Here is a 26,073-nt window from a genome sequence, read left to right as displayed (position 1 = left end):
CTAGACCGGAACGGGGACGGACATGAGCAGGGACGCCATCACGCCCTCGGCGGTGACGCCCTCCACCTCGTGTTCCGGCCGCAGGTGCAGGCGGTGCCGAAGCACCGCCGTCGCAACGGCTTTCACGTCGTCGGGGGTGACGAAACCGCGGCCGTTGAGCCAGGCGAAGGCGCGTGAGGCCGCCATCAGCGCGGTCGCGCCACGGGTGGAGGCGCCGTGCTGCACGGCGGGGGAGGTGCGGGTGGCGCGGCACAGGTCCACCGTGTAGGCCAGCACCTCGGGACTGATGCTCACCTGCGCGACCGCGGCGCGTGCGGCCGCGATGTGCGCGGGCCCGGCCACCGGGCGCAGACCCGCCGCGGCGAGATCACGCGGATCGAATCCGGCGGCATGGCGCTGCAGAATCCGGAATTCGTCGTCGCGCCCGGGCAATTGGACGTCGACCTTGAACAGGAACCGGTCCAGCTGCGCCTCCGGCAGCGGGTAGGTGCCCTCCTGCTCGATCGGGTTCTGGGTGGCGACCACCACGAACGGATCCGGCAGCGGCTGCGGGACGCCGTCCACCGAAACCTGGCGCTCCTCCATCGATTCCAGTAGCGAGGACTGGGTTTTCGGTGGGGTGCGGTTGATTTCGTCGGCGAGCAGCAGGTTGGTGAACACCGGGCCGCGACGGAAGGTGAACTCCGCTGAATGCGGGTCGTAGATCTGGGATCCGGTGACGTCGCCGGGCATCAGGTCCGGGGTGAACTGGATGCGCGAATGCTCCAGGTCCAGCGCCGTGGCCAGCGCCCGGACCAGCAGCGTCTTGGCCACGCCCGGAACGCCTTCCAGCAGTACGTGCCCGCGGCACAGCAGCGCCAGTACGAGATACATGACGGCCTGGTCGTTGCCGACCACCGCCTTGCCGATCTCGGCCCGCAGCGCGAGCAGGGCCTGCTGCGACTGCTCGGCTGTCGGGGTGTGGTTGGTGTCCACTGTGGTCACAAGACCTCCGCTTCGATCCATTCGAGTTGTGCGGCCACGATTTCCAGGGTGTCCCGGTCCGGGACCGGGTCGTACAGGCCGGCGCGGATCACGGCCGGGTCCGCGCCGGTGCGAGCGGCGATCGCGTGGATCACCGATTCGGGCGGGGTGTCCGCGGTCGCGCCCAAGGCGGGCCGCAGCCGCCGCAGGGTGCTGGTCCGCAGCACGCCCGCCACGTGATCGTGGTCGCGGGACTTGCGATACAGCCCGGCCTGTCCCGTGAGCAGTTCGTCGGCCGGGGCCTCCACCGGACGCGATTCGCCGACCAGCGCGCCGCGCCGGCGGCCACGCCAGCACAGCACGATCGCCCAGGCGATGAGCGCCTGGAGTCCGCCGAACGCCAGCCAGCCGGGCAGGGTTTGGAAGATGGAATCCTGACCCGCGCCGAAGTTCGGCGGCGGCACATCCGGCTTGTCCGGCACATCCGGCGGCGGCACGTCCGGCTTGTGCACCGGCGGCGGCGCGCCGAGATGGGTGAGCAGCCACAACAGCGCGAACAACGCCAGCAGTCCGCCCACCACGGCCCAGAATCGCCAGTCGTACAGCAGCGCGGGCAATTCCGGTCGGGTGCGGTTCTTGTTCCGCGCGGACTTCTTGCGGCGGGCCTTGCGCTTCTGCTCGGCGATCTCGGCCGGTGCGTCCCGGGGCGGTGGCGCGACGGAATAGCGGTCGGCCTGTTCCAGCCGCCGGTACTCCGCCTCGTCCGCGGATCGTCCCCCGTAGACGATTTCGTCGAAACTGTGTGCTGCCCAAGGCAGTTCACCGGCATCCGGAACGACCGTGGTGGCGGCGTCGGCGGTCTCGCGAGCGGTGCGCGAGCGCTGCACCTCGAGGATGCCGCGCTGCTCCAGCCCGCGGGTGACCGCGCGGTATCGCTCCCGTACGGCGGTTCCGAAATCGGCTCGGCGGGCGGCGTCCTCGGCGGCGGCCAGGTGCGCGGCGGCCGGTCCGAGCGCGGGTTCCGGTGGTACGGAGGGGTTTCCGTGCGGATCCGAGGCTCCGGGGTGGATCGGGGTGGGGTCGCTCATCGGCGTACCTCGGCGGGTACCGTGATATCCCAGGCTTCGCGGCGGCAGCGCCGGTCCACGTAGGTGACGACCTGGGTCGCGGACTCCACCATTTCGGCGAAGGCGACCACGAGCAGCGCCGCGGCGATGATCAGGATCGTGACGGTCCAGCGGCGGGTGCCGGTGATGTCGGAGACGAAACTCGGCAGCGCGTACAGCGGCACCAGCAGCACGATCATCAAGATCCGCAGGTACATCCACAGCCCGACGAGCTGCCATTCCGTCCCGCTCGCAAGCAGTTTCGAGCGTGCGGTCGCGAGCCGGTAGGTGGCGGACTCGTCGAAGACGACCGGAACGGTCATGCCGCGCTTGGCCCGCAGCCACCCGAGCCAGACCACGGCGAACGGCAGTCCGAGAAACACCGGTGCGGCGCCGAGCGTCAGGACGCCGATGCCGATCAGGGTGTACATCACCTGATAGCCGAGCAGCGGGCCCGCTTCCGACGCCAGCTGATGCAGCGCGCCCTGCCAGCTGATCGACCGGCGGTGCACCACCGACAGTCCGATCGGCACGGTCACGCCGCGCACGAAGAAGCGCAGGCCCCAGGCGCACAGCAGGGTGATCACCACCGCGCCCCAGAAGGTGCCCTGGCGCGAACCGCCGGTGGCCAGTTCCACCGCGGCGGTGGCGCCGACGGCCACCGCGGACGCGATCAGCACGGCGCTGCCGAGCAGCCCGCCCAGGATCTTGATCCGGGCCTGGATCAGCGCGAACGGCATATCCAACAGCTCGTGGAACTGCAGGGGCCGGATGGGTACAGGCGCCGATTCGGCGGTTGTTCCCCCCACCGAGCCGGTCGGCGGACCGACAGAGTCGGCGTCGGCTGGCAACACGGGGCCGAGTCTAGCCGGGCATGTCCGTTTATCGCTGCTTCAGCAGCCGGTCCACGACACGGCGGTAGAGGTCGGGCTCGATGGGGGGCATGCCGAGCAGAGCGCGCAGGTAGACGCCGTCGCCGACGAGCCGGACGATCTCCGATTGCACCGGGTCCGGAATCTCGTTGTCCAGGGCGGTCTTCCAGGCGTCGAGGATCTCGGTGAGGGCGCGATCGGATTCGTCCCCGGCGTCGGCGGGGGCGTCCACGGTGCGCATGGCGGCCAGCATCGACTGGTAGAGGGCGAGCTCGAGCGCATCGGTCTCGTTGTCCGGGTGTGGGGCCTGCAGGTACCACTCGGCGACGGACTTGCCCTGGGCGACGACGCCGCGCACCTGTTCGTCCGCGCGTTCGCCGAGTCGGCGCAGCAGTCCGGCGAGCAGGGCGTCCTTGCTCTTGAAGTGGTAGAGGAGCCCGCCCTTGGACACGCCCGCGGCGGCGGCCACGTTCTCGAGGGTCACCTGCGACATGCCCTTGTCGAGCAGCAGGGTTTCGAGTGCGTCGAGGATCCGGTCGCGAGTGCCTACGGGATCGCGGGGGGTTGTCACAGCTCGCACTGTACCGCCTGAACCGGAATTACTGTACCGTCCAGACGGTTGAGCTGATACTGTACCGTCTGGACGGTTCAACTCTGGAAGAGAAAGACACATGACCCCCCACACCCCCGCGCGTTCCGGTCTCGGAGACGAGGCGGACCCCACAGTGACCAGCGATTCCCGGGCCACCCCGGCCGGATCCACCGGGCCCGAGGCGAGCCACGGCGGTCCCCGCCCCACTCGGACGGCGCACCGCGAGGCGAGCCGGCCCGGCCCGAGTCCTGCCGCGTCGCTCACGCCCGCGAGGACACGCACGCCCACCTCCGGGAACGCGGCGCGCCCCGAAGTCGGCGCGCTGCCCGCCGGGCACGGCTCGGTGCGCATCGGTAGCCCGGCCGGATCCGGTTCGGGGCGCGCGACCCCGCGGACCTGGGCGGGACTCGGCGTGCTGACGCTGGCGCTGTTGCTCATCGCGGTCGACGCGACGGTGCTGGATCTCGCCGTGCCCTCGATCAGCGCGCATCTCGCGCCGACCACGCCGCAGCTGCTGTGGATCATCGACGTGTACTCGTTCGTGCTCGCCGGTCTGCTGGTGACCATGGGCACGCTCGGCGACCGTATCGGCCGGCGGCGGCTGCTGCTGATCGGCGCGGCCGGATTCGGCCTGGCCTCGGCACTGGCCGCGTGGTCCGTGAATCCCGAGATGCTCATCGCCGCACGCGTGCTGCAGGGCGTCGCCGGTGCGACGCTGATGCCCGCGACCCTCGGCCTGATCCGGTCCATGTTCACCGACTCCCGCCAGCGCACTCTCGCCATCTCGGTGTGGAGTGCGGCGGCGGGTTCCGGTGCGGCCCTGGGTCCCCTGCTGGGTGGCGCGCTGCTCGAGCACTTCTGGTGGGGTTCGGTGTTCCTGGTGAACCTGCCGGTCATGGGTCTGCTGATCCTGCTGGCGCCGTTCCTGGTGCCCGAATCGCGGGACCCGAATCCGGGCCGGTTCGATCTGCGCAGTGCCGCGCTGTCCATGCTGGCGCTGATCCCGATCGTTTACGCGGTCAAGGAATTCGCCGCGCACGGCCCCGACCTGACGCTGCTCGGCATCGCCGCGGTCGGCGTGCTGGCCGGTGTCGCGTTCGTTCGCAGGCAACGGGTGCTCGCCGCGCCGCTGATCGATCTGGAACTGTTCCGGGTGCCGCCCTTCCGGGCCGCCGTGCTCACCAACCTCATGTCGGTGTTCGCGCTGGCCGGGGTGCTGTTCTTCGGGTCGCAGTACCTGCAGCTGGTGCTCGGCAAGTCGCCGCTGGAGGCGGGCCTGCTGTTGATTCCGGGTGCGATCGCCACCATGGCGGGCTCGCTGATGGCGGCCTGGCTGGTCGGGCGATGGCGTCCGGTGCTGGTGCTGTGCGGTTCGCTGGTGGTCTCGGCGGTCGGCGCGCTGGTGTTGCTGCTGCTCTCGGGCGGTCCCTCGGCGTCGGTGGTTCCGTTCATCATCGGTTTCGTGCTGATCGACGTGGGTGTCGGTGTGGCACTGACGGTCTCGTCCGACCTGATCGTCAGCTCCGCGCCCGCCGCCCGCGCCGGCAATGCCGCCGCCATCTCCGAGATGGCGATGGAAACCGGTGTGGCCCTTGGCGTCGCGGTGCTCGGCAGTGCGGTGATGGCGGTCTTCCGTCGTGGCCTGGACGTCTCGACCGTCCCGTCCGAGCACGCCGACGAGGCGCGCGAATCCCTGGGCGGCGCGGTCGAAATCGCCCGCCACCTACCGGAATCCGCCGCCGATGCCCTGATCGAGTCGGCGCACACGGCCTTCGCGTCCGGCATCCACCTGGCCGCGATGGGCACGGCGGCGATCCTGCTCGCCACCGCGTACCTGACCTACCGCGCGGCCTCCGCCCGGCGGTCCCCGCGACCGGACTCGCACTCGGCCGATGCGGCAACCACGGATGAACAGGACACAGTGGCCAGGCACTGATCCGATCCGCGCTCGCGAGCGGTGCGTCTCGATGAATCAGCCTGGTGTATCGGAGAATCCAGGTCAGTCGAAGGCGCACCGCTCGGTCCGACGGGTACCTCCATCGGACACGCGGGGGCCGTGGACCGGACGGTCGGGCGTTCGCCGGACGGCTGTTCTCCTCGGTCCCCGCGGATCACTCCGAACCGGAGCACTCGACCGGTCGGCGAAACGGGTGTACCTCGCCGAAGTCCCAGAGTCGGTCGGCGCAGGCCCAGCGTGGTCAATCAGACGGCTATGCGAGGCGGCCGAATTCGAGCGCCGCGGACTCGGGTCGATTACCCGTGAATCGCGTGCTGTGCCGGTCGGAAATGATTGTGGCCCGACTGTTTCCGTTGTGTTCAACGTGAAACATGTCGGGCCACAGGCGTTTGCGATCGGGCCGAGACCTACTGGTTCTTGCCCGGCGGGAGTTCGCGGGGGCCGCGGTATTCCAGTTCAGGGTTGCGCTGCGCGTCCAGAGCGTGCTGCTGGGGCGGCGCGGGGAGCGGGTAACCGGGATCGATGACCTGACCGGCGGGGAGCGGGTAGCCCGGGCCGGCCTGACCGTGGGGGAGTGCGCCGTAGGCCGGGTACTGGGCGTAGGGCTGATCCACGGTGGCCGCGACGCGCTGGGCGTAGACCTGCTGCGGAGAGCCGGGCGGCAGCTGGTAGCCGTACTGCGGCTGCGGTGCATACATCTGCTGCTGTTGCTGCTGCGCCGAATCCTCGGAGTCGACCGTCACCTTGCGCGTGCGCCGCAGGGTGAAGGTGATCTCCTCGGCCTCCTCGAAGGCCTGGCGCACGGTGCGCAGCGGATGGGTCGCGGTGTCGAGGGCATTGGCCACGAACGACGGGACCAGCGGACGGATCCAGCGGGCCGCGGTGTCGGTGAACGGCACCGTGCCGATGATCGGAAGTTCCAGGCCGCCACCACCCTTGGGGGCGTCGGCGGGCCGCGGAGCCGGTGCCGGCGCGAGCGCTCCGCCGGGCCCGCCCTGCGCGAGCACTCCGGGTGCGAACTGGGCGGGCAGGTTCGGCGTAGGTGTCAAGGTCCCCTCCTGAGGCACGGATCCGCCGGCCGACGGACCGGCGGGTAGTTCCCGCTGTGCGGCACGGTCGAATTCGGCGATGGCCCGCGCCTGAGCGGGCTCGGTGATGCCGATCTCGAAATTGCCGATGGCCGCGATGATCCGGGTGCGCTGGCGCTCCCGGTCGATGGCGGTGTCGGCGTGCAGCTCCAGCTTGGCGGCGGTGAGTTGTTGTTCGGCGCGCAGCCTTTCGGCTTCCACGCGCGTTTCGGCCTGGGTGATGGCGATGGCGGTGTCGGCGGCCTGATCGACGCGACCGGTCACCGTGCGGGTGGCGACCTCGCGGTCGAACGCGGTCTCCCCGCGCCACCGGCGCAGCAGCAGCGGCAGCAGGGCCAGCGCGATCATCAGCAGCGCGATCGCGAGCCGCAGCACGAGTGCGCCGACATGCCCCGTGGTGTGGTCGTTCATGGCGACCCAGCGCGCCCCGAGCCCGCGGTCGCCCTCGGTATAGGCCGCGCCGCGCGCGGTCGCGAGGGACTTGTCGGCGTCGGTGACGCGGGTGTCGAGCCCGTCGACCCTGGCCTGCGCGGCCGCGAGCCGGGCGCGCGCGTCGTCGAGCAGCTGGTTGGCGGTGCGCTCCTCGGGGCCGCGCCCCGGGACGCCGGTGATGCCGAGCTGCGAGCATTCGGCCGCCGCGCTGAATTCACAGCGCGCGATGACCAGCGCCTTGTTCACATCGTTCTGCGCGGTGGTGATCTGCTGATCCAGGGTGGTCCGGGCGGTGTGCGCCTGCTCGGAATCGGTGCGTGCGGAGACCACGGCGGGCGCGGATTCGACTCCGCGCTGGGAGGTTTCGTCCAGCAGCCGGTCGACGGTGCCGCCGAGAAGGACGGTGCTCGCCAGTTCGGCGACGACCACGCCCGCGAGCACGGCGATGCCGACGCGTCCGGCGAATTCGGTTCGCGCCCTGCGCAGTTCGTCGCGGGCCGGGGCAGCGGCGGTGGCGAGGGCCCGGGAGATGGCTCCCACCAGCAGCGTCGCGATGAGTGCCACGGCCACGACGGCGACCACGGACCACCCGGCGGCGGCGGTGGCAAGCGCGGTGACGGCGCCCGCGGTGATCGCGAACAACGCCACGACCGCGCCGGTGACCGTGTATCCGCCACGGTCGTGCCGGTCGGTGAGTTGTGGCGCGGCGCCGCCGAGCCAGATCAACAGTGCGCCGAGCCCGAAATCGGAGTCCCGCGGTCGTTCACCGCGACGCGAATCGCCCACTCCACCGGAACGGCCGGTCGGATGGTCGACGGTGTCGTCGTCGCCGGATTCGGACTCTGCCCCCGGAGCGCCGGACACACTCGTATCCGGGACATGGTGATCGGTCATGGGAGCTCACATCCTCTAAGTCCCAGGCTGATTCGGTACTCGTCGATCCGTCGCGCGAATCGTCGCTCAATCGTTGTGTCGGCCCGCCCTGCGGTCTCAGACTGACAGGCGCACGGCGGTTCCATCGACCGCGGCGGCTGCGATGTGGCCAGCCTCACATCGGCGCGATTCCGGCTCGTGACGTGGCATTGATCACGGGACGTACAAGGCGTGTCACCCGCGCAAATAGTGAGTCATTGCTAGTTCACTATTTGCCCAGCGTGTGCTGAAACCCACATTTCTAAATGATTCCGTACGGTCGGAACGTTGCCTGGGCACGTCGTCAGGACCGCGGACGCGTGGTCGGCCGGTGTCCGGAAAGTTAGCCGCGTTACATCCGGTTTGCCGGAACCCGCCGTGGGGAAACCTGCTCAATTGCAGGTGGGAGGCGGTTCCGGGGCCGCGGCAGGGCACTCTCGCGCGCGCGACATTCAGTGGGCAAGTCAACTGAAAGCCTGGTGCGCATCTGCTTTACACTGGAGAACGCGCAGGTAGTGGAGGATCGATGTAGAAGCCCAGCTAGAGGCTGTTATTAGTGCAACCTAAGTTGGTTGGGCTCCAGTCCTGACTTATCGTTTGCTCTTACGCCGAACACGACAAGTTCGGCATATCGCCCCCATAAGGTCCGAGACCTGATCGGTCTCACCCTAGCGGGCGAGCACGGCGAGGCAAGTAGCGAACACGTAAGGGTTCCGTTACCGCCGAGCACCCGACCAAGACTTCGAAGCGGGTGGACAACTGGAGAGTTGACTGCACGGTTAGGACCATCAGCGCCGCTGGTTCCCGAAACGTCCGGGCGCAGTCTGACGGAGGCGTTCGACGAAGGCCAATTCTTCGAAGGCCTGTTTTTTGTGAAGGCAGAGGCATGACGCAAATTCCCGGCCACAGGTCCCCTACCGGCGGTGCCGGCTATGGACACGGACCCCGCGGGCTCTATGACCCGGCGAATGAACACGACTCCTGTGGTGTCGCATTCGTCGTCGACATGCACGGCCGTCGTAGCCGTGACATCGTCGACAAGGCTATTACGGCATTGCTGAACCTGGAGCACCGTGGTGCCGCCGGCGCCGAGCCCAACTCGGGCGACGGCGCAGGCATCCTGATCCAGCTCCCGGACAAGTTCTTCCGTGCTGTGGTCGACTTCGAGCTGCCTGCCGAGGGCGCGTACGCCACCGGCATCGCCTTCCTGCCGCAGGCTCGCCGCGAGGCGGCCCGCGCCGGATACGGCGTCGAGAAGATCGTTCGCGAGGAGGGCCTCGAGGTCCTGGGCTGGCGCGAGGTTCCGATCGACGGGTCGTCGCTGGGCGCGCTCTCGCGTGACGCCATGCCGACCTTCCGGCAGATCTTCATCGCCTCCCCCAAGGGCGCGGCCGAGCAGCTCGAGGGCATGGACCTGGAGCGACGCGCCTACGTCATCCGCAAGCGGATCGAGCACGAGCTCGGCAAGTCCGGTGCGGGCGAGGGCGCGACCGGCAAGGAATCGGTCTACTTCCCGAGCCTGTCCGGCCAGACCTTCGTCTACAAGGGCATGTTCACCACCCCGCAGCTGCGCGCGTTCTACCTGGATCTGCAGGACGATCGCGTGGAGTCGGCGCTGGGCATCGTGCACTCCCGCTTCTCCACCAACACCTTCCCGTCGTGGCCGCTGGCGCACCCCTTCCGGCGCGTCGCCCACAACGGCGAGATCAACACCGTCTCCGGTAACGAGAACTGGATGCGGGCCCGTGAGGCGCTGCTGAACTCGGACGTGTTCGGCACCGACGCCGAGGGCAACAACCGGCTCGAGAAGATCTTCCCGGTCTGTACGCCGGGGGCTTCGGACACCGCTCGTTTCGACGAGGTCCTGGAGCTCCTGCACCTGGGCGGCCGCAGCCTGCAGCACGCCGTGCTCATGATGATCCCCGAGGCGTGGGAACGGCACGAGTCCATGGACCCGGCCCAGCGCGCCTTCTACCGCTACCACTCGTTCCTGATGGAGCCGTGGGACGGCCCGGCCTCGGTGTGCTTCACCGACGGCACGGTCGTCGGCGCGGTGCTGGACCGCAACGGTCTGCGCCCCGGCCGCATCTGGGTGACCCAGGACGGCCTGGTCGTGATGGCGTCCGAGGTCGGCGTCCTGGACATCGACCCCGCCACGGTCGTGCAGAAGACCCGCCTCAAGCCGGGCCGCATGTTCCTGGTGGACACCAAGGCCGGCCGCATCATCAGCGACGACGAGGTCAAGTCGGAGCTGGCGAGCGAGCACCCGTACCAGGAGTGGCTCGACAACGGCCACACCAAGCTGTCCGATCTGCCGGACCGCCCGCACGTGCACATGTCGCACGATCGCGTGCTGATCCGCCAGCAGATCTTCGGATACTCCACCGAGGAACTGAACATCCTCATGTCGCCGATGGCGCAGACCGGTGGTGAGGCGCTCGGCTCCATGGGCACCGACACCCCGATCGCGGTGCTCTCGGCGCGTCCGCGACTGCTGTTCGACTACTTCTCGCAGCTCTTCGCGCAGGTCACCAACCCGCCGCTGGACGCCATCCGCGAAGAGGTCGTCACCTCGCTGCGCAGCATGGTCGGTCCCGAGGGCGATCTGCTGAACCCGGGTCCGGACTCGGCCGGTCAGATCACGCTGACCCAGCCGATCCTGGACAACGACGAGCTCTCCAAGCTGGTCCACATCAACGACGACGGCTCGCACCCCGAGCTGCGTTCGGTGGTCGTGCACGGCCTGTACCCCGTCAAGGACGGCGGCGCCGGTCTGCGCAAGGCCATCGCGGCCGTGCAGCAGCAGGTCTCGAGCGCCATCGACGGCGGCGCGCGGATCATCATCCTGTCCGACCGCGAGTCCAACGAGAAGCTGGCGCCGATTCCGTCGCTGCTGCTCACCGCGGCCGTGCATCACCATCTGGTGCGCGAGCGCACCCGCACCAAGGTCGGCCTGGTCGTGGAGGCCGGTGACGCCCGCGAGGTGCACCACATGGCCCTGCTGGTCGGTTTCGGCGCGGCGGCGATCAACCCCTACATGGCCTTCGAGTCGCTCGAGGACATGCTGGAGCGCGGCGCGCTGCAGATGCCCGGCAGCACCGGCGATCTGGCGGCCGACTTCAAGAAGGCCGTCTACAACTACAACAAGGCCGCCGGCAAGGGTGTGCTGAAGGTGATGTCCAAGATGGGCATCTCCACCGTCGCCTCCTACCGTGGCGCGCAGCTGTTCCAGGTCGTCGGCCTGTCGCAGGAACTGGTGGACGAGTACTTCACCGGTCTGCGCTCGCCGCTGGACGGCATCGGCCTGGACGACATCGCCAATGAGGTCGCCGAGCGGCACAAGGTCGCGTTCCTGGAGAACCGCAACGAGCGCGCGCACCGCGAGCTCGAGGTCGGCGGCGAGTACCAGTGGCGTCGTGAGGGCGAGTACCACCTGTTCAACCCGGACACGGTGTTCAAGCTGCAGCACGCCACCCGCTCGGGCCAGTACAAGGTCTTCAAGGAGTACACCAAGCTCGTCGACGATCAGTCGGAGCGCTTGGCCTCACTGCGCGGCCTGTTCAAGTTCAAGTCCAAGTCCCGCAACCCGATCTCCATCGACGAGGTCGAGCCGGCTTCGGAGATCGTGAAGCGCTTCTCGACCGGTGCGATGAGCTACGGCTCCATCTCGGCCGAGGCGCACGAGACCCTGGCCATCGCCATGAACCGCCTCGGCGGTCGCTCCAACTCCGGTGAGGGCGGCGAGCACCCGGCGCGCTTCGAGCCGGAGGAGAACGGCGACTGGCGTCGCAGTGCGATCAAGCAGGTGGCCTCGGGACGCTTCGGCGTGACCGCGCACTACCTGACCAACTGCACCGACATCCAGATCAAGATGGCCCAGGGCGCGAAGCCGGGCGAGGGCGGCCAGCTGCCCGCGCACAAGGTGTACCCGTGGGTCGCCGAGGTCCGGCACTCGACGCCCGGCGTGGGTCTGATCTCCCCGCCGCCGCACCACGACATCTACTCGATCGAGGATCTGGCGCAGCTGATCCACGACCTGAAGAACGCGAACCCGCAGGCTCGGATTCACGTGAAACTTGTCGCGGAGCCCGGCGTCGGCACCGTCGCCGCGGGTGTGTCCAAGGCGCACGCCGATGTGGTCCTGATCTCGGGTCACGACGGCGGCACCGGCGCGTCGCCGCTGACCTCGCTCAAGCACGCGGGCGGTCCCTGGGAGCTCGGCCTCGCCGAGACCCAGCAGACGCTGCTGCTGAACGGTCTGCGCGACCGCATCGTGGTGCAGGTCGACGGTCAGATGAAGACCGGCCGCGACGTCATGATCGCCGCGCTGCTCGGCGCCGAGGAGTACGGTTTCGCGACCGCTCCGCTGGTGGTCTCGGGCTGCATCATGATGCGCGTGTGCCACCTGGACACCTGCCCGGTCGGCGTCGCGACGCAGAATCCGATTCTGCGCGAACGCTTCACGGGTAAGGCCGAGTACGTCGTGAACTTCATGATGTACATCGCCGAAGAGGTGCGGGAGCTGCTGGCGTCGCTGGGTCTGCGGACCCTGGACGAGGCCATCGGCCGGGTCGATCTGCTCGACACCGCCGCCGCGAAGGCGCACTGGAAGGCCGCCAAGCTGGACCTGTCGCCCATCCTCGACGATGTCGAGACGGCGTTCATGTTCCAGGACCGCCGCGCCACCAAGACGCAGGACCACGGTCTGGACAAGGCGCTGGACATCCAGCTCATCGCGCAGGCCGCCGATGCGCTCGAGCGCGGCAAGCCGGTCAAGATCGACACCAAGATCACCAACGTGAACCGGACCGTGGGCACCATGCTCGGCCACGAGGTGACCAAGCTGTACGGCGGCGTCGGCCTGCCGGACGACACCATCGACATCACGCTGACCGGTTCGGCCGGCAACTCGTTCGGTGCGTTCGTCCCGGCCGGTATCACCCTGCGGGTGAACGGCGACACCAACGACTATGTCGGCAAGGGTCTTTCGGGTGGACGCATCATCGTGCGCCCCTCCCGGGACGTCCCCGCCGAGTTCGTCGCGGAGCAGAACATCATCGCGGGCAACGTGATCCTGTTCGGCGCGACCAGCGGCCAGGCGTTCATTCGCGGCGTCGCGGGCGAGCGCTTCAGCGTCCGCAACTCCGGCGCCACCGCGGTGGTCGAGGGCGTGGGCGACCACGCGTGCGAGTACATGACCGGTGGTCGCGTGGTCATCCTCGGCGAGACCGGCCGCAACTTCGGCGCCGGTATGTCGGGTGGTGTCGCGTACATCTACAACCCGAACAGCACCTTCGAGAACAACCTCAACGGTGAACTCGTCGATCTCGAGCAGCTCTCGGCCGAGGACGCCACGACCCTGCACGAGATCATCGAGCAGCACCGTGACGAGACGGGTTCCGCTGTCGCGGAGAAGATCCTGAGCGACTGGTCGCAGCAGGTGAACCACTTCGTGAAGGTCATGCCGCGCGATTACAAGAAGGTCCTGCTGGCGATCTCCGAGGCCGAGAAGGCCGGGCGGAACGTCGAGGAAGCGATCATGGAGGCCGCTCGTGGCTGATTGGAAGCCGATCGTGGCTGACTGCAAGCCGCTCGTGGCTGACGCGATCTTTACGGTGCAACGCAGCACCACCGTTGTTCCGTGCGCCGAGTGGCGCGATTGTCAGGAGTTCGTAAATGGGTGACGCACAAGGCTTCCTGAAGCACACATCTCGGGAACTGCCCAAGCGCCGTCCCGTCGACCTTCGCCTCATGGACTGGAAAGAGGTCTACGAGGAGAAGTTCTCGCACGAGACCCTGCAGAAGCAGGCGAGCCGCTGCATGGACTGCGGTATCCCGTTCTGCCACAACGGTTGTCCGCTCGGGAACCTGATTCCCGAGTGGAACGACCTGGTGTACAAGGGTTCCTGGAAGGAATCCTTCGACCGGCTGCACGCGACCAACAACTTCCCGGAGTTCACCGGTCGCCTGTGCCCCGCGCCGTGCGAGTCGTCCTGCGTCCTGGGCATCAACCAGGATCCGGTGACGATCAAGCAGGTCGAGGTCGAGATCATCGAGAACGGTTTCGACGAGGGCTGGGTCACCCCGATCTACCCGACTCGCCTGACCGGCAAGAAGATCGCCGTCGTCGGCTCGGGCCCGGCCGGTCTGGCCGCCGCCCAGCAGCTGACCCGCGCGGGTCACACCGTGACGGTCTTCGAGCGTGACGACCGCATCGGCGGCCTGATGCGCTACGGCATCCCGGAATTCAAGATGGAGAAGCGCTTCATCGATCGGCGCATCGCGCAGATGGAAGGCGAAGGCACCATCTTCAAGGTGAATGTCAACGTCGGCGTCGACATCACCGCCGAGCAGCTGCGCGAGCAGTTCGACGCGGTCGTGCTCTCCGGTGGCGCGACCATCGCGCGTGACCTGCCGATCCCGGGCCGCGACCTGGACGGCATCCACCAGGCGATGGAGTTCCTGCCGCTGGCCAACCGCGTGCAGCTGGGTGACGACATCACCGACGAGGACGGCCTGCCCCGCATTCACGCGAAGGGCAAGAAGGTCATCATCATCGGCGGCGGCGACACCGGCGCGGACTGCCTGGGCACCTCGCACCGTCAGGGTGCGGAGTCGGTCCACCAGTTCGAGATCATGCCGCGTCCGCCGCAGGAGCGCGCCGGGTCCACCCCGTGGCCGACCTACCCGCTCATGTACCGGGTCGCCTCGGCGCACGAGGAGGGCGGCGAGCGCCTGTTCTCGGTCAACACCGAGCGTTTCGTGGGCGTGGACGGCAAGGTCACCGCCCTGCAGGCGCACGAGGTGTCGATGGTGAACGGCCGCTTCGAGAAGGTCGAGGGCACCGACTTCACGCTCGAGGCCGATCTGGTGCTGCTGTCCATGGGCTTCGTCGGACCGCAGAAGAACGGTCTGCTCGAGGGTCTGGGCGTGGGTTACGACCAGCGCGGAAACGTCAAGCGCGACAACGACTGGCAGACCACCGTCCCCGGCGTGTTCGTCGCCGGCGACATGGGCCGCGGTCAGTCGCTCATCGTGTGGGCCATCGCCGAGGGCCGTGCGGCCGCGGCGGCGGTCGACAAGTACCTGGAGGGTGAGTCGGCGCTGCCGTCTCCCATCACCCCCACCATGGTCGCCCAGCGCTGAGCGCGACATTCGGGGACAGCGCCGAGCCCGGCCGCTGATTCCCTGACAGCACGTCAAGGCCCCCGCGGATCTCGGTCCGCGGGGGCCTTCGTTCGTGCCCCCGAGGGCGGTTCGGTGTGCGGCCGAATCGATGACCGCTACCGCGTGGTCACTGTGGAGATGAGCCCCGAGGCCGGAATCCGAATCGCTCGTGACCTACATCACTCCGGGCTGCGCTGTGGCGTTCATCACCGCTGGTCGCGGTCGGCTTCATCACCTTCGCGCTTTATTGACCTTTGATGCCAAGTTGGCAACTGTTTGGCAACGGCGCAGGGAAAAGGTTCATGATGGGGGCGAGATGAGGTTTCGAGCCCGGAAAACGGACGGAATACGGAACTCGCGTAGCGTCGCCCGGCGGCCACCTTTATTGTTATCGGCGTTGTGTCGCTGATCTCGTCGTGTGGTCCGGTTCGAGAACCTCAGGCGGGCTGGTTACTTCGGTTAACCCACCGTGCACCGAAGCGTCATCCGGCGACCTCACCATGATCGGGAATCGGGACAGAGGATGGTCCCGGGCAGGCGTGAACTGGAGCAGTAGTGCGGTTGAAGAATATTGTCGCGGCTGCCGGGGCAGCAGCGACGGTCCTCATGTCGGGCATCGTTCTCGGCAGTGGCCCGGTTACGGCGGATCCGGGATGCCCGGTCCTCTACACCGTGGCGGTCCCCGGAACCTGGGAGACCGGCCACGACAAGGCGCCCACGGCGGGCATGCTCGCCGGCGTCACCGACGGACTACCGGGTGAGGTCGACTACGTGACCTACGCGGCGACCGCCTTCCCGTGGGAGGGCGACGTCTACGGTGCGTCCAAGAAGGAAGCCACCGATCACGCTCGGGGTCTGGTCGCCGCCATGGGTGCGCGCTGCCCCGGAACCAAGATCGCCATCACCGGTTACAGCCAAGGTGCCGACGCCGCAGGCGATCTCGCCTCGGAAATCGGTACGGGCCTCGGTGTAGTGCCGCCGGATCGCATCTCGGCCGTCGCGCTCATCTCCGATCCCCGGCGTTCGCCCACCGACGCTCAGGTCGGCCCGCCCGCCCCCGGGCAGGGTGCGGGTGGTCCGCGCGTGGGCGGCTTCGGTCTGATCAGCGACAAGGTGCGCACCGTGTGCGCCGTCGGCGATCTGTACTGCTCGACCGAGCAGACCGACTTCGTGACCCGCTTCGCCGGATTCCTGGCGCAGACCTCGGATCCGAATCCGGTCAACATGTGGCGCTACCAGCTCGAGGTCGGCGCGATCATCAACGACCTGATGTCCCAGGGCGGTATCCCCACCCTGCAGGCCCAGCTCAGCGATGGTGCGAACGAGGAGCGAGTGCAGCAGCTGCAGCAGTTCTACGGCACCGGACGGCACACCAGCTACGGCACCTACTCGGTCGGCGGCGGACAGACCGCGCTGACCTGGATGCACAACTGGATCGCCAAGGGCTGATCCCGCGCACACACGAAGGCCGCTCCCCCGCGCGAGGAGCGGCCTTCGTCGTATCCGAGGCAGGGCGGTGAGTGCCGCCGTGTGCTCTCAGCCCGCGGAGCCGGTGGGCGGCAGCGCCGGGAGCGGAAGCGGGTTCTGGTTGTTGTCGTTGTTGTGATGCCAGCCATTGCCGTTGTGGTGCTGGTGGTTTCGGTGATCGCCGTCGCCGCGGCCGTGGTGGTTCCAATCCTGATCGACCTGCTGCGCGACGGCGGGCGCGTCCGGCTCGGCGGCCGAGGCGGTGGCGGGCATCGCGACGAGGGCGAGCGGAACCGCTGCCAGCGCGCCGGCGGCGGCCACACGCAGCGCCAGACGGCGCGTGCGCGACTTCGGAGCGGTGACGGTCTTATCGGAGTGAGACAAGGTGATGCCTTTCGCTGAGATCCGGGTCGCCGTGCGGCGGCCCTTGGATACCCATCGAAATGCCGGGGGCTGAGAGCGCTGTGCGATCGGCCTGGGAGTCGGCTGGGAACCGTGAATCAGGCGGATGCGTGGTTGCGCGGCAGCAGGTCCCAGACGTGCCCGTTCTCGTTGATGGTGGCGGCGGTGCGCCGCCCGGTGCGCGAGTACAGGATTCGGGTGATCGAGCAGTAGTCGATCGGGAAGGTCAGCGGCCGTTCCAGGCCCAGGACGTCCTGCAGCAGGACGTTGATCACGCCGCCGTGCGCGAAGACCACCACGGTCTCGCTGTGCTCGGCGGCCGCGACGATCCCGGCGACCCCGTCCAGCACGCGCTGGACGAAGGCCGCCGCGTCGATCTGCTCGGGCAGATGCCCGGCCTTGATCCGGTCGTAGACCGCCCGGAAATCCTGCTGAGCATCCTCGATCGGGATGTACATCGGCAGGTCGCGGTCGTATTCGGCGAGCCCGTCGAGCACCTCGACGGCGAGCCCGAGCTTCGAGGCCGTCGGCCGTGCCGTATCGCGTGCCCGTAATTGCGGACTGCTCACCACCCGGGCGATCCGGTGCTGGGCGAGCGCGGCCGGAACCCGCTCCGACTGCTCGATCCCGATCTCGGTGAGATCCGGATCGGCCGGCCCGGGAGAACTGGCCCCGAGGTCGGACACGCGTCGCGGCTGGGCATGGCGCACAAGGATCAACTGCACGCCATCACTCTGCCGCACCCCGCCCGTCCTCGGCCGGGCGGGTCGATCGGCCTGTGACTACCGATTGTTCGGGGACTACTGGTTCTTCTTACGCTGCGAGAGCAGGTAGACGACGCCGAGAATCAGCGCGACGATGCCGATGCAGCAGACGGCGCCGAAGATCCAGAAGCTGCCGCCCTTCTTGCTGCTCTTCTTCTTCGCGGTGTACTCCAGCGCGGAGTTCCAGGTATCGGGGTTGGTCCACACGTGGTGGTCCAGCAGATTCACTTGGGTGTACAGGTCCAGGTAGTGCATGGGAGCCCCATCCTCATCATCGGTGGCCGTCCTCCCGAGGCCGTAGTCAAGGTTAACCGGCCGCCGGGATTCTGGGAGTCCCCTGTGAATCGGCGATGAACACGAAAGTGTTCACAAGATCATCGAAATTTCTCGAAACGCCCTAACCGGTGCGGGGTTTCACGAGCGGGAAGGGGAGTGTCTCGCGGATGCTGCGGCCGGTGATCAGCATGACCACCCGGTCCACACCGACGCCCAGACCACCGGTGGGCGGCATGGCGTGCTCGAGCGCCTGCAGGAAGTCCTCGTCCAGTTCCATGGCCTCCGGGTCGCCGCCCGCGGCCAGCATGGACTGATCGGTGAGGCGGCGGCGCTGCTCCACCGGATCGGTGAGTTCGCTGTAGGCGGTGCCCAATTCGACGCCCCAGGCCACCAGGTCCCAGCGCTCGGTGACGCCCTCGATGCTGCGATGGGCGCGGGTGAGCGGGGAGACCGAGGTCGGGAAGTCGATGTAGAAGGTGGGCTCCTGCGTGGCCGACTCGACCAGATGCTCGTACATCTCGAGCACGATCTGCCCACTGTCCCAGCCCAATTGGAACGGGATGCCGTTCTTGTCGCACAGCATGCGCAGGGTCTCGGTATCGGTGGCGGGGGTGATGGTCTCGCCGATCTTCTCCGACACCGCGCCGTGCACCGTCTTCACCGGCCAGTCGCCGGAGATGTCCACTTCGCTCAGCACGCCGTCCGAATTCGGCCGCAGCGCAACCATTTTGCCGTTGGCCGCCACCGCCGCCTCCTGGATGAGCTGGCGGCAGGTGTGCATCATGCGTTCGTAATCACTGTGCGCCTCATAGACTTCCAGCACCGTGAACTCCGGGTTGTGGCTGAAGTCGACGCCCTCGTTGCGGAACACCCGGCCCAGTTCGAACACCTTCTCCATACCGCCCACGCACAGCCGCTTGAGGTACAGCTCGGGGGCGATGCGCAGGTACAGGTCCAGGTCGTAGGCGTTGATGTGGGTGGTGAACGGGGTGGCGTTCGCGCCGCCGTGCACCTGCTGCAGCACGGGGGTCTCGACCTCGAGGAATCCCCAGCCGTGCAGGGTGTCTCGCAGCGAGCGCACCACCGCGGACCGCTTGGTCATCATCTCGCGGATGTCGGTGTTGATGGCCATGTCGACGTAGCGCTGGCGGACCCGGGCCTCCGGATCGGCCAGGCCCTTCCACTTGTCGGGCAGCGGATGCAGGCACTTGCCGATCATCCGCCAGTCCGCGGCCAGCAGGGACAGCTCACCGCGGCGGCTGCGCCCGATCTGGCCGCTCACCTCGATCAGATCGCCCAGGTCGAAGAACTCGTCGAATTCGGCGCTGAGCTGTTCACCGACCCGCTCCCGGTCGATCAGCAGCTGGATCTCGCCCGACCAGTCGCGCAGCAGCGCGAAGGTGACGCCGCCGTAGTCGCGAATCCGCAAGAGCCGCCCGCACACTCGCACGGTCGTGCCCTGCGGGGTGCGGCGCGCGGCCTCGACCGTGTGGGTGGGCGGGTAGGCGACCGGGTACGCCTCGATCCCGGCGGCCGCGAGCTTGTCCAGCTTCTCCATGCGCACCCGCACCTGCTCGGGGCGGCGCGGGCCGGAATCCTCGAGCTCCTCGGGCGGCAGGTCGGGGAGACTGCCGTCCGCGTGCAGACCGGTGATGGTGTCGGGCACCGAGGATCGCACGCCGGTGTGCGAGGTGGCGTCGGGTTCCTTGCCGATGCGCGGCAGGAAGCCCTCGGCGATGGCGCTGGCGGTCGCCACCCGCAGCAGGTTGCGGCGCTCCTCGAACATGGAGAAGCGCGGCACCCAGGTGGGCTGGTACTTCACGTTCGAGCGATACAGGGCCTCGAGCTGGTACCAGCGCGAGAAGAACATGAGTACGCTGCGCCACAGTCGCAGCACCGGGCCCGCGCCGATCCGGCCGCCCTCCTCGAAGACCGCGCGGAAGACCGCGAAGTTCAACGAGATCCGGGTGACGCCGTACTGCTCGGAGTTGAGCGCGAGCTGCGAGATCATCAGCTCCATGACGCCGTTGGGGCTCTTGCGATCTCGCCGCATGAGCTCGAGGGAGATGCCGGTGCGGCCCCACGGCACCAGCGACAGCATGCCCAGCACCCGGTCGTGCGAGTCGACCGCCTCGACCAGCAGGCACTCCCCGTCCAGCGGGTCGCCGAGCCGGCCCAGCGCCATGGAGAAGCCGCGTTCGGTCTCGGTGTCGCGCCACTCGTCGGCGTGCTTGATGGCCTCGGCCATCTCGGCCGCGTCGATCTCCTTGTGCCGTCGAACCCGAACCGTCACACCCTGTTTGGCGAGGCGGTTCGCGGCTTGGCGCACCGGCTTCATCTCCGGGCCGGCCAGGGAGAAGGTGCGAGTCTCCAGAATCGCCTCATCGCCCAAGCGCAGCGCGGACAATCCGGCCTGGCGATAGGCGGTCGCGCCGATCTCGCTGGCGCCCATCACCGCGGGGGCCCACCCGTACTGGTCGGCCAGTTCGAGCCAGGCCTTGATGGCGTGCGGCCACGCGTCCTTCATGCCGATCGGATCGCCCGAGGCCAGGCAGACGCCGAGTTCGACGCGGTAGGTCACGGCGGCCTTGCCGCTGGGCGCGAAGACCACGGCCTTGTCGCGGCGGGTGGCGAAGTAGGCGAGCGAATCCTCGACATCCGAGCGCGCGATGAGTCCGCGCAACGCCGATTCGTCGAGTCCGGTGAGCGCGTTGGCCGAGCGCTGGGACCGGAACAGCACCGCGACCGCCGCCAGCAGTGCCATCGCGCCGAACAGGCCGAGCAGCAGGTTCACCGGATGCGGGGGATGCCCGTCGAAGTCCTCGTTGCTGACCAGGATTGCCGCGGTCACCCGGGACACGGCCCACAGCGGCCGCTGCACGCCGCCGGGCAGGCTGCCGGGGAACAACTCCACCAGACCCCAGCCCACCACACAGCCGAGCGTGAGGCCGCCGACCAGCCAGCCCAGCGCTCGCCAGACCGCGCCGCGCTGCACGTGGGTGTAGAACTCGGACCAGGACGCGATCAGCACGGCGATCACGCCGAGGTGCACGATCAGCGCCACCAGGGCGTTGATATCGCCCTCGGCCGCGAAGTCCAGGGCGTTCGCGAGCGAGTAGGCCGCCATGTAGCCCAGCAGCAGCCACCAGGCGATGCGCTTGCGGCTGGCGGTCGCGCCGGCCAGCAGGCCGACCACGAGGGCCCAGACGAGCGAGGTGTCGGGCGCGTCGAAGTAGTAGGTGTCGACGTAGTGGCGCAGACCCGAGGTCAGGAAACGCAGGCCGGGCGACACACTCCACAGCGCACAGAAGGCGGCGAACACGCCCAGGACCAGGCCCGCGATGTGCGGGACCTCGCGAAACCGGCCGTGCCCGCGATGCGGCACCTCCGGAGACCGGCCGTCCGGTCTGTATTCGGCTTCCTGGTGTTGCGGGTCCTGCGTCGAAGTCACCGCACCAGTGTGTCTCTTGTCGGCGCACATGCCCACAAGGAACCCCCATGTGTCCCGAATCCCCACTCTCGGGAAGCTCTCAGGGGCTCGCCCCCGAACCCCTCGAGCCCGAAGCTCGGCTGCCCTGTCGGTCCTCGCGTCGGCACGCTCGGCTGCACTGTCGGGCCTCGAGCGGGAATATGTTCCGTCCGCCGTAGAGCGCGGATGCCCAGCTGATATCGACAGGATCTCCGCGGCAATCCGACCCCTCGGGGCACGAGGAGCGGCTGTGGCCACGCCCGGGGACCGACGGGTTTGGTGTCGTGAGCGTGCGGGGGTTTAGATGGTTCCCATGTCGAATCCAGTCGATGTCCGGATCGGGGACGAGGTTATTCGGCTCGGGCAGTTCCTGAAGCTGGCCAACCTCATCGATTCCGGGGCGGAAGCGAAGGAAGTCATCGCCGAGGGGCTCGTCCGGGTGAACGACGAGGTCGAGTTGCGGCGTGGGCGGCAACTGTACGGCGGGGACGTCGTGGCGTTCGCCGGGCACGAGGCTCGGGTCGCCAGCAGCTGAATCCGGGACGACTTCCGAACCCCGGTGAGTTCGGGCGTGTCTCCGCGACCCGGATGGCACGGACCGACCTCGCGCAGGGCCTGAAAGGGCGGGCCCGGAGGGTGCGCCCCGAACACCGCCCCGGCGTAATCGGGGCGGTGTGCCGGTACGGGCGGGATCAGCTCTCGGCGCGGACCACGACGCCGTCGTGATCGCTGTAGACCATGTCGCCGGGAACGAAGGTGACGCCGCCGAATTCGACGGGGACGTCCTTGTCGCCGGAGCCGGTCTGGGTGCTCTTGCGCGGGTTGGTGCCCAGCGCCTTGACGCCGATGTCGAGGGTGCGCAGGATCGCGGAGTCGCGCACGGCGCCGTTGACGATCACCCCGGACCAGCCGTTGTCCACGCCGCGGCCCGCGATGATGTCGCCGACCAGCGCGGTGTGAATGCTCGCGCCGCCGTCGACGACCAGCACGCGGCCCTCGCCGGGCTCGCCGAGGGTTTGCTTGACCAGGAGGTTGTCCTGGAAGCAGCGGATGGTCACGATGCGGCCCGCGAAGGCCTCACGTCCGCCGAACTGGGTGAACTGGGTGTCGCAGCTGCGGATCTCCGGGCCGATCTCGTCGGCCAGGTCGGCAGTGGCCACCACCGCGGGTGATGAGGAATTGCCTGATTCGGTCACGGACCTATCTTGTCAGGGCGAATATCCGCAAGTCGCGCGTGGTGCGATTGCGGTAGGCCGTGTACGCCCGAGTGGTTTCCTCGAACCGCGCGAAGATCTCGCCCTGGCGTGTCTCGTCGGTGACGAGCGTGGCCGTCACGGGCAGGCGCTGTCCGGCGATCGTCACCTCCGCGGCCGCGTTGGCCAGCAGGTTTCCGGTCCATGCCGGATGCTTCTCCTGCCCGAAGTTGCTGCCGATCACGTACAGCGTGTCGCCGTCGTGCACGTACAGCAGCGGGCTGGTCCTCGGCTCCCCGGATTTGCGTCCGACGGTGGTGAGCAGAATCACCGGCGCGCCGATCGGGCCCAGCACGGTGTATTTGCCCGAGGTGCGCTCGAGCAACCGGCGATCCAGCGGCGTCAGCTTGCGAATCACCAGCGAACCGAGCTTGGTCGCGGCGAACGGGCTGGCAACGCGGGACAGGAGATTCGTGCGTGATCCCCAGATCCGATCGGGAAACTGCTCACTCATGTCCCGGACTTTAGTGCGCCCGCACCCGGGTTGTCCGCCCACCGACGGGCCGTAATCCGGCGAAGGGGACCCGATTCGCCCGCATCGCCTCGTGCCCTCGCCGCGGTCGCCGGTGTACCGAAGCCGTGGCGGTGCGTCGATACGGATGCGTTCGGCGGCCCGGGAACGATCTAGAGGGAACAGCGATCGACTGGGCCTGCGCGGATCGCGGGCGCATACTGGCGATTGCCCGTTGGTAGAGGGTGGGGGAGCGCATGAGTCCGGAACCTGCCGTGGATTCCGATGCCGTCGATGAGACGCGCTCTCTGCTCGGCGCGGTCGCGACCCGTTTCGCCGCCGCCTGGGAGGCCGCGCGGACACCGCCGAATCTGAACGAATACCTGCCCACCGCTTCGGAATTGCGCAGGCTGTGCCTGATCGAACTGATCAAGGTCGATCTGGAATTCCGCTGGATCCGCTACGACTTTCCCAAGCGCCTGGCCGAATACCGTTCCGAATACGACGAATTGCGGCACGGTCCACTGCCGCCCGATCTGGCCTACGAGGAGTTCCACGCCCTGCGTCGCTCCGGCAACGACATCGATCACAGCGGCTTTCCCACCGAGGCCGGGTCCGCGGCCCTGGCCTGGGGCGAGCGCGACTATCGCAGCACCCTGATCGCTCGTCCGCACGCCCGGGAAGCGTTGGAGGGCATAGAGGTCGGCGACCGGGTGGACGATTTCGATCTGCTGGTGGAATTGGGCGCGGGCGCGTTCGCGCGGGTGTTCCTGGCCCGGCAGCGTTCCATGCAGCGCCTGGTCGCGGTGAAGATCTCGCAGAATCACGGCACCGAATCCGAGACGCTCGCCCAGCTCGATCACGAGAACATCGTGCGCGTCTTCGATCAGCGGGTGCTTCCCGATCGGGAGCTGAAACTGCTGTACATGCAATACCTTCCGGGCGGCACCCTGTCGAAGGTGCTGAGCTTGGTGCGGCAGCGTCCCGCCGCGGAGCGGGACGGCGGACTGCTGCTGGAGGCGGTGGATCACGCCATGCGCGACAAGGGCGGGCTGGTCCCCAGCGAGTCCGCCATTCGCGGTGACATCGCCGCGCAGACCTGGCCGGAGACGGTGGCCTGGTTGGGCGCCCGGCTCGCCCGAGCCCTGGACTACGCCTCGGCGAACGGGGTCCTGCACCGGGATATCAAGCCCGCCAACGTCCTGCTCACCGCGGACGGGGTGCCGAAGCTCGCGGACTTCAACATCAGTTTCAGCCTGCACGTGGCCGGAACCAGTCCGCTCGCCTATTTCGGCGGTTCGCTCGCGTACATGTCGCCGGAGCAGCTGTCCGCCTGCCATCCGCAATTGCCCGACAGCGCAGAGGATCTGGACGGGCGCAGCGATATCTACGCGCTCGGGGTGATGCTGTGGGAACTGCTCACCGGCCACCGCCCCTTCGACGACGAGACCCGCGCCGGTGATTCCGAATCCTCCCTCGAACGCATGCTGCGCCTGCGCGGCAGCGAGATCGACGCGGGTCAACTGGCCGAACTCCCGCCGGACTGCCCGCCCACCCTGGTCCGGGTACTGCTGAAATGTCTTGCCCCGCGGCGTGCGGATCGGTGGCCGGACGGTGCGGCGCTGACGCAGCAGCTCGACCTGTGCCTGGATCCGCGCGCCCGCGATCTGGTGGATCCACCGCGAAACAGCGTGCGCGCCAAGGTCGGTCCGTGGTCCCTGCTGCTGATGATCACCGTGATCAGCTTCGTCGGCGACTTCCTCGGCATGCTGTACAGCAATCTGCACAACGGCCCGCTGTTCGACCTCTGGTTCACGCCCGAGGAACATCTGAAGCTGCAGCTGGTCGGCAATGTGCTGCCGCTGCTCACCACCCCGGCGGCCATCGTCGTCACGAATTACCTGTGCCGCCGGGCGTTCATCGTGTGGCGCGGCATGCGCAAGGGCCGCACCTACGATCCGGTCGAGCTGGCCCGCGCACGCCGCGACACCCTGGTGGACGGTGACCGGGTGGCGCTGCTGGCTTTCATCTGGTGGGTGGTCTCGGCGATCGTCGCGGGCATCGCGCTGGTCGCGTACACCGATCTGCCCGCCGGTCAGATCTGGAATCTGATTGCCACACTGCTGTTTTCGGGTGCGATCGCGGTCGCCTACCCGTTCTTCCTGGTGACCTTCTTCGTGGTGCGCTGCTTCTATCCCCGCCTGCTCGTGCACGGTGAGACGGCCCGCGATCACGAGGCGCTGCGCGCGCTGGGCCGCCGCTGCACCCGCTATCTCGCGGTGGCCGTGGCGATTCCACTGATCGGCGTGATCACCAGCCTGATGTTCCTCACCTCGCACGAGGTCACGCTGATCCTGGAACCGATCAAATGGCTCTGCCTGGGCGGCGTGCTGGGCTTCCTGGCCGCCTACTGGCTCTTCCGCCACACCGAAGCCGACCTGCGCGCCTTCGAACGTGCGGTATCCGGCCCGAACCGCCGCGAACTCGGTGCCCCGGCGTCGCTCACCCTCGCCCGTGCCGTTTCTCGTAAGCGGCGCGGTCTCCGGCTTCGCGGGCGCGGCGGGCGGAGTCGGCGAGTGCGGGATCGAGGCCGTGCTTGATCAATCTGTTGCGGCGGAACACATAGGTGAGTGCGACCGTGAAATAGATGAGCGGCAGATACAGCAGCGCCATCATGGCCAGGCCCATCCACTTGGGGCCCGGAATCAGCAGGAACAGGCACAGCACCGGGATGATCGGAATCAGGATGCGCAGCAGATAGCGACGGGTGGCGCCGGGACCGATGAGGTCCGCGCGGACCCACTCCGACATGGCGGGCGGCAGGGTGCGGCCACAGATGTAGCCGAGCCGCTGCAGCGGATTCGGGGTGGCGGGTTCGGGCATATGCCCAGGATCCCCGGTT

At 68.3% G+C, this 26,073-nt stretch carries 18 protein-coding genes; 6 read left to right on the top strand and 12 right to left on the bottom strand.

Annotated elements, in window-relative coordinates; translation table 11 throughout:
* From NJ1_RS20265 to NJ1_RS20250, 4 genes are read right to left on the bottom strand one after another with little or no spacing between them, the layout of a single operon-like run.
* Positions 1-1,005 carry an AAA family ATPase gene (locus NJ1_RS20265; RefSeq protein WP_067696635.1) on the bottom strand — a complete coding sequence of 335 codons (1,005 nt, stop codon included), beginning with the start codon at positions 1,003-1,005 and terminating at the stop codon, positions 1-3.
* On the bottom strand, positions 981-2,051 hold the full coding sequence (locus NJ1_RS20260) for a DUF4129 domain-containing protein (RefSeq protein ID WP_067696632.1): 1,071 nt from the start codon (positions 2,049-2,051) through the stop codon (positions 981-983). Before NJ1_RS20260 ends, NJ1_RS20265 begins: the two co-directional genes overlap by 25 nt.
* Positions 2,048-2,923 (bottom strand): hypothetical protein, encoded by an 876-nt coding sequence (locus tag NJ1_RS20255; RefSeq protein WP_245717483.1) that lies wholly within the window; start codon positions 2,921-2,923, stop codon positions 2,048-2,050. Before NJ1_RS20255 ends, NJ1_RS20260 begins: the two co-directional genes overlap by 4 nt.
* Positions 2,924-2,951: 28 nt before the next feature.
* Complete coding sequence (locus NJ1_RS20250) at positions 2,952-3,512, bottom strand: TetR/AcrR family transcriptional regulator (protein ID WP_067696629.1); 561 nt, start codon at positions 3,510-3,512, stop codon at positions 2,952-2,954.
* A 100-nt stretch (positions 3,513-3,612) separates the two neighbouring features.
* On the opposite strand from NJ1_RS20250, the gene NJ1_RS20245 reads away from it, so the two are divergent.
* Positions 3,613-5,469, top strand: a complete 1,857-nt coding sequence (locus NJ1_RS20245; protein WP_157574102.1) for an MFS transporter — start codon at positions 3,613-3,615, stop codon at positions 5,467-5,469.
* A gap of 428 nt (positions 5,470-5,897) precedes the next feature.
* Here NJ1_RS20245 and NJ1_RS20240 read toward each other — a convergent pair whose 3' ends face one another.
* Positions 5,898-7,904: a DUF4407 domain-containing protein gene (locus NJ1_RS20240; protein ID WP_067696626.1), complete on the bottom strand. Its 2,007-nt coding sequence runs from the start codon at positions 7,902-7,904 to the stop codon at positions 5,898-5,900.
* A gap of 904 nt (positions 7,905-8,808) precedes the next feature.
* Here NJ1_RS20240 and gltB point away from each other — a divergent pair.
* From gltB to NJ1_RS20225, 3 genes are all read left to right on the top strand, one after another.
* Positions 8,809-13,482, top strand: coding sequence for a glutamate synthase large subunit (gltB, locus tag NJ1_RS20235; RefSeq protein ID WP_067696623.1), 4,674 nt, complete (start codon positions 8,809-8,811; stop codon positions 13,480-13,482).
* 116 nt (positions 13,483-13,598) lie between these two features.
* Positions 13,599-15,068, top strand: coding sequence for a glutamate synthase subunit beta (locus tag NJ1_RS20230; RefSeq protein WP_067696620.1), 1,470 nt, complete (start codon positions 13,599-13,601; stop codon positions 15,066-15,068).
* Positions 15,069-15,695: 627 nt separating this feature from the next.
* On the top strand, positions 15,696-16,538 hold the full coding sequence (locus NJ1_RS20225) for a cutinase family protein (RefSeq protein WP_084478540.1): 843 nt from the start codon (positions 15,696-15,698) through the stop codon (positions 16,536-16,538).
* Between the two features lie 87 nt (positions 16,539-16,625).
* Here NJ1_RS20225 and NJ1_RS39280 read toward each other — a convergent pair whose 3' ends face one another.
* From NJ1_RS39280 to lysX, 4 genes are all read right to left on the bottom strand, one after another.
* The gene (locus tag NJ1_RS39280; RefSeq protein ID WP_157574101.1) at positions 16,626-16,940 is read right to left on the bottom strand and encodes a hypothetical protein; all 315 of its coding nucleotides are present in this window, start codon (positions 16,938-16,940) and stop codon (positions 16,626-16,628) included.
* A 116-nt stretch (positions 16,941-17,056) separates the two neighbouring features.
* Complete coding sequence (locus NJ1_RS20215; RefSeq protein WP_067696833.1) at positions 17,057-17,683, bottom strand: histidine phosphatase family protein; 627 nt, start codon at positions 17,681-17,683, stop codon at positions 17,057-17,059.
* A 75-nt stretch (positions 17,684-17,758) separates the two neighbouring features.
* Positions 17,759-17,977 carry a hypothetical protein gene (locus NJ1_RS20210; protein ID WP_067696614.1) on the bottom strand — a complete coding sequence of 73 codons (219 nt, stop codon included), beginning with the start codon at positions 17,975-17,977 and terminating at the stop codon, positions 17,759-17,761.
* Between the two features lie 142 nt (positions 17,978-18,119).
* Entirely contained in the window at positions 18,120-21,449 is a 3,330-nt protein-coding gene (gene lysX, locus NJ1_RS20205) for a bifunctional lysylphosphatidylglycerol synthetase/lysine--tRNA ligase LysX (protein ID WP_067696830.1), read from the bottom strand.
* A gap of 331 nt (positions 21,450-21,780) precedes the next feature.
* On the opposite strand from lysX, the gene NJ1_RS20200 reads away from it, so the two are divergent.
* A complete protein-coding gene (locus NJ1_RS20200; RefSeq protein WP_067696827.1) occupies positions 21,781-22,002 on the top strand; it encodes an RNA-binding S4 domain-containing protein in 222 nt (73 codons plus the stop codon).
* 157 nt (positions 22,003-22,159) lie between these two features.
* Here NJ1_RS20200 and rraA read toward each other — a convergent pair whose 3' ends face one another.
* Positions 22,160-22,663 carry a ribonuclease E activity regulator RraA gene (gene rraA, locus NJ1_RS20195; RefSeq protein WP_067696609.1) on the bottom strand — a complete coding sequence of 168 codons (504 nt, stop codon included), beginning with the start codon at positions 22,661-22,663 and terminating at the stop codon, positions 22,160-22,162.
* A gap of 4 nt (positions 22,664-22,667) precedes the next feature.
* A complete protein-coding gene (locus NJ1_RS20190; RefSeq protein WP_067696606.1) occupies positions 22,668-23,174 on the bottom strand; it encodes a nitroreductase/quinone reductase family protein in 507 nt (168 codons plus the stop codon).
* Positions 23,175-23,428: 254 nt separating this feature from the next.
* Here NJ1_RS20190 and NJ1_RS20185 point away from each other — a divergent pair, with 254 nt between their 5' ends.
* The gene (locus NJ1_RS20185) at positions 23,429-25,771 is read left to right on the top strand and encodes a serine/threonine-protein kinase (RefSeq protein WP_084478556.1); all 2,343 of its coding nucleotides are present in this window, start codon (positions 23,429-23,431) and stop codon (positions 25,769-25,771) included.
* Here the strand turns inward: NJ1_RS20185 and NJ1_RS20180 are convergent.
* On the bottom strand, positions 25,674-26,054 hold the full coding sequence (locus tag NJ1_RS20180; protein WP_067696600.1) for a DUF5313 family protein: 381 nt from the start codon (positions 26,052-26,054) through the stop codon (positions 25,674-25,676). The two genes, NJ1_RS20185 and NJ1_RS20180, sit on opposite strands and share 98 nt — an antisense overlap.
* Between the last annotated feature and the right edge of the window lie 19 nt (positions 26,055-26,073).

Origin of the sequence: Nocardia jejuensis NBRC 103114 (assembly GCF_001613145.1) — a bacterium.
Classification (GTDB): domain Bacteria; phylum Actinomycetota; class Actinomycetes; order Mycobacteriales; family Mycobacteriaceae; genus Nocardia; species Nocardia jejuensis.
The sequence above is the reverse complement of the archived record's forward strand: the minus strand, read 5'-3'. Positions and strand labels throughout refer to the sequence as shown.

What these genes read in the sequence shown, in the direction of transcription:
- NJ1_RS20265 (WP_067696635.1), bottom strand. Translation starts at nt 1,005, where the DNA reads ATGGATCGAAGCGGAGGTCTTGTGACCACAGTGGACACCAACCACACC.
- NJ1_RS20260 (WP_067696632.1), bottom strand. Translation starts at nt 2,051, where the DNA reads ATGAGCGACCCCACCCCGATCCACCCCGGAGCCTCGGATCCGCACGGA.
- NJ1_RS20245 (WP_157574102.1), top strand. Translation starts at nt 3,613, where the DNA reads ATGACCCCCCACACCCCCGCGCGTTCCGGTCTCGGAGACGAGGCGGAC.
- NJ1_RS20240 (WP_067696626.1), bottom strand. Translation starts at nt 7,904, where the DNA reads ATGACCGATCACCATGTCCCGGATACGAGTGTGTCCGGCGCTCCGGGG.
- gltB (WP_067696623.1), top strand. Translation starts at nt 8,809, where the DNA reads ATGACGCAAATTCCCGGCCACAGGTCCCCTACCGGCGGTGCCGGCTAT.
- NJ1_RS20230 (WP_067696620.1), top strand. Translation starts at nt 13,599, where the DNA reads ATGGGTGACGCACAAGGCTTCCTGAAGCACACATCTCGGGAACTGCCC.
- NJ1_RS20225 (WP_084478540.1), top strand. Translation starts at nt 15,696, where the DNA reads ATGTCGGGCATCGTTCTCGGCAGTGGCCCGGTTACGGCGGATCCGGGA.
- NJ1_RS20210 (WP_067696614.1), bottom strand. Translation starts at nt 17,977, where the DNA reads ATGCACTACCTGGACCTGTACACCCAAGTGAATCTGCTGGACCACCAC.
- NJ1_RS20200 (WP_067696827.1), top strand. Translation starts at nt 21,781, where the DNA reads ATGTCGAATCCAGTCGATGTCCGGATCGGGGACGAGGTTATTCGGCTC.
- NJ1_RS20190 (WP_067696606.1), bottom strand. Translation starts at nt 23,174, where the DNA reads ATGAGTGAGCAGTTTCCCGATCGGATCTGGGGATCACGCACGAATCTC.
- NJ1_RS20185 (WP_084478556.1), top strand. Translation starts at nt 23,429, where the DNA reads ATGAGTCCGGAACCTGCCGTGGATTCCGATGCCGTCGATGAGACGCGC.
- NJ1_RS20180 (WP_067696600.1), bottom strand. Translation starts at nt 26,054, where the DNA reads ATGCCCGAACCCGCCACCCCGAATCCGCTGCAGCGGCTCGGCTACATC.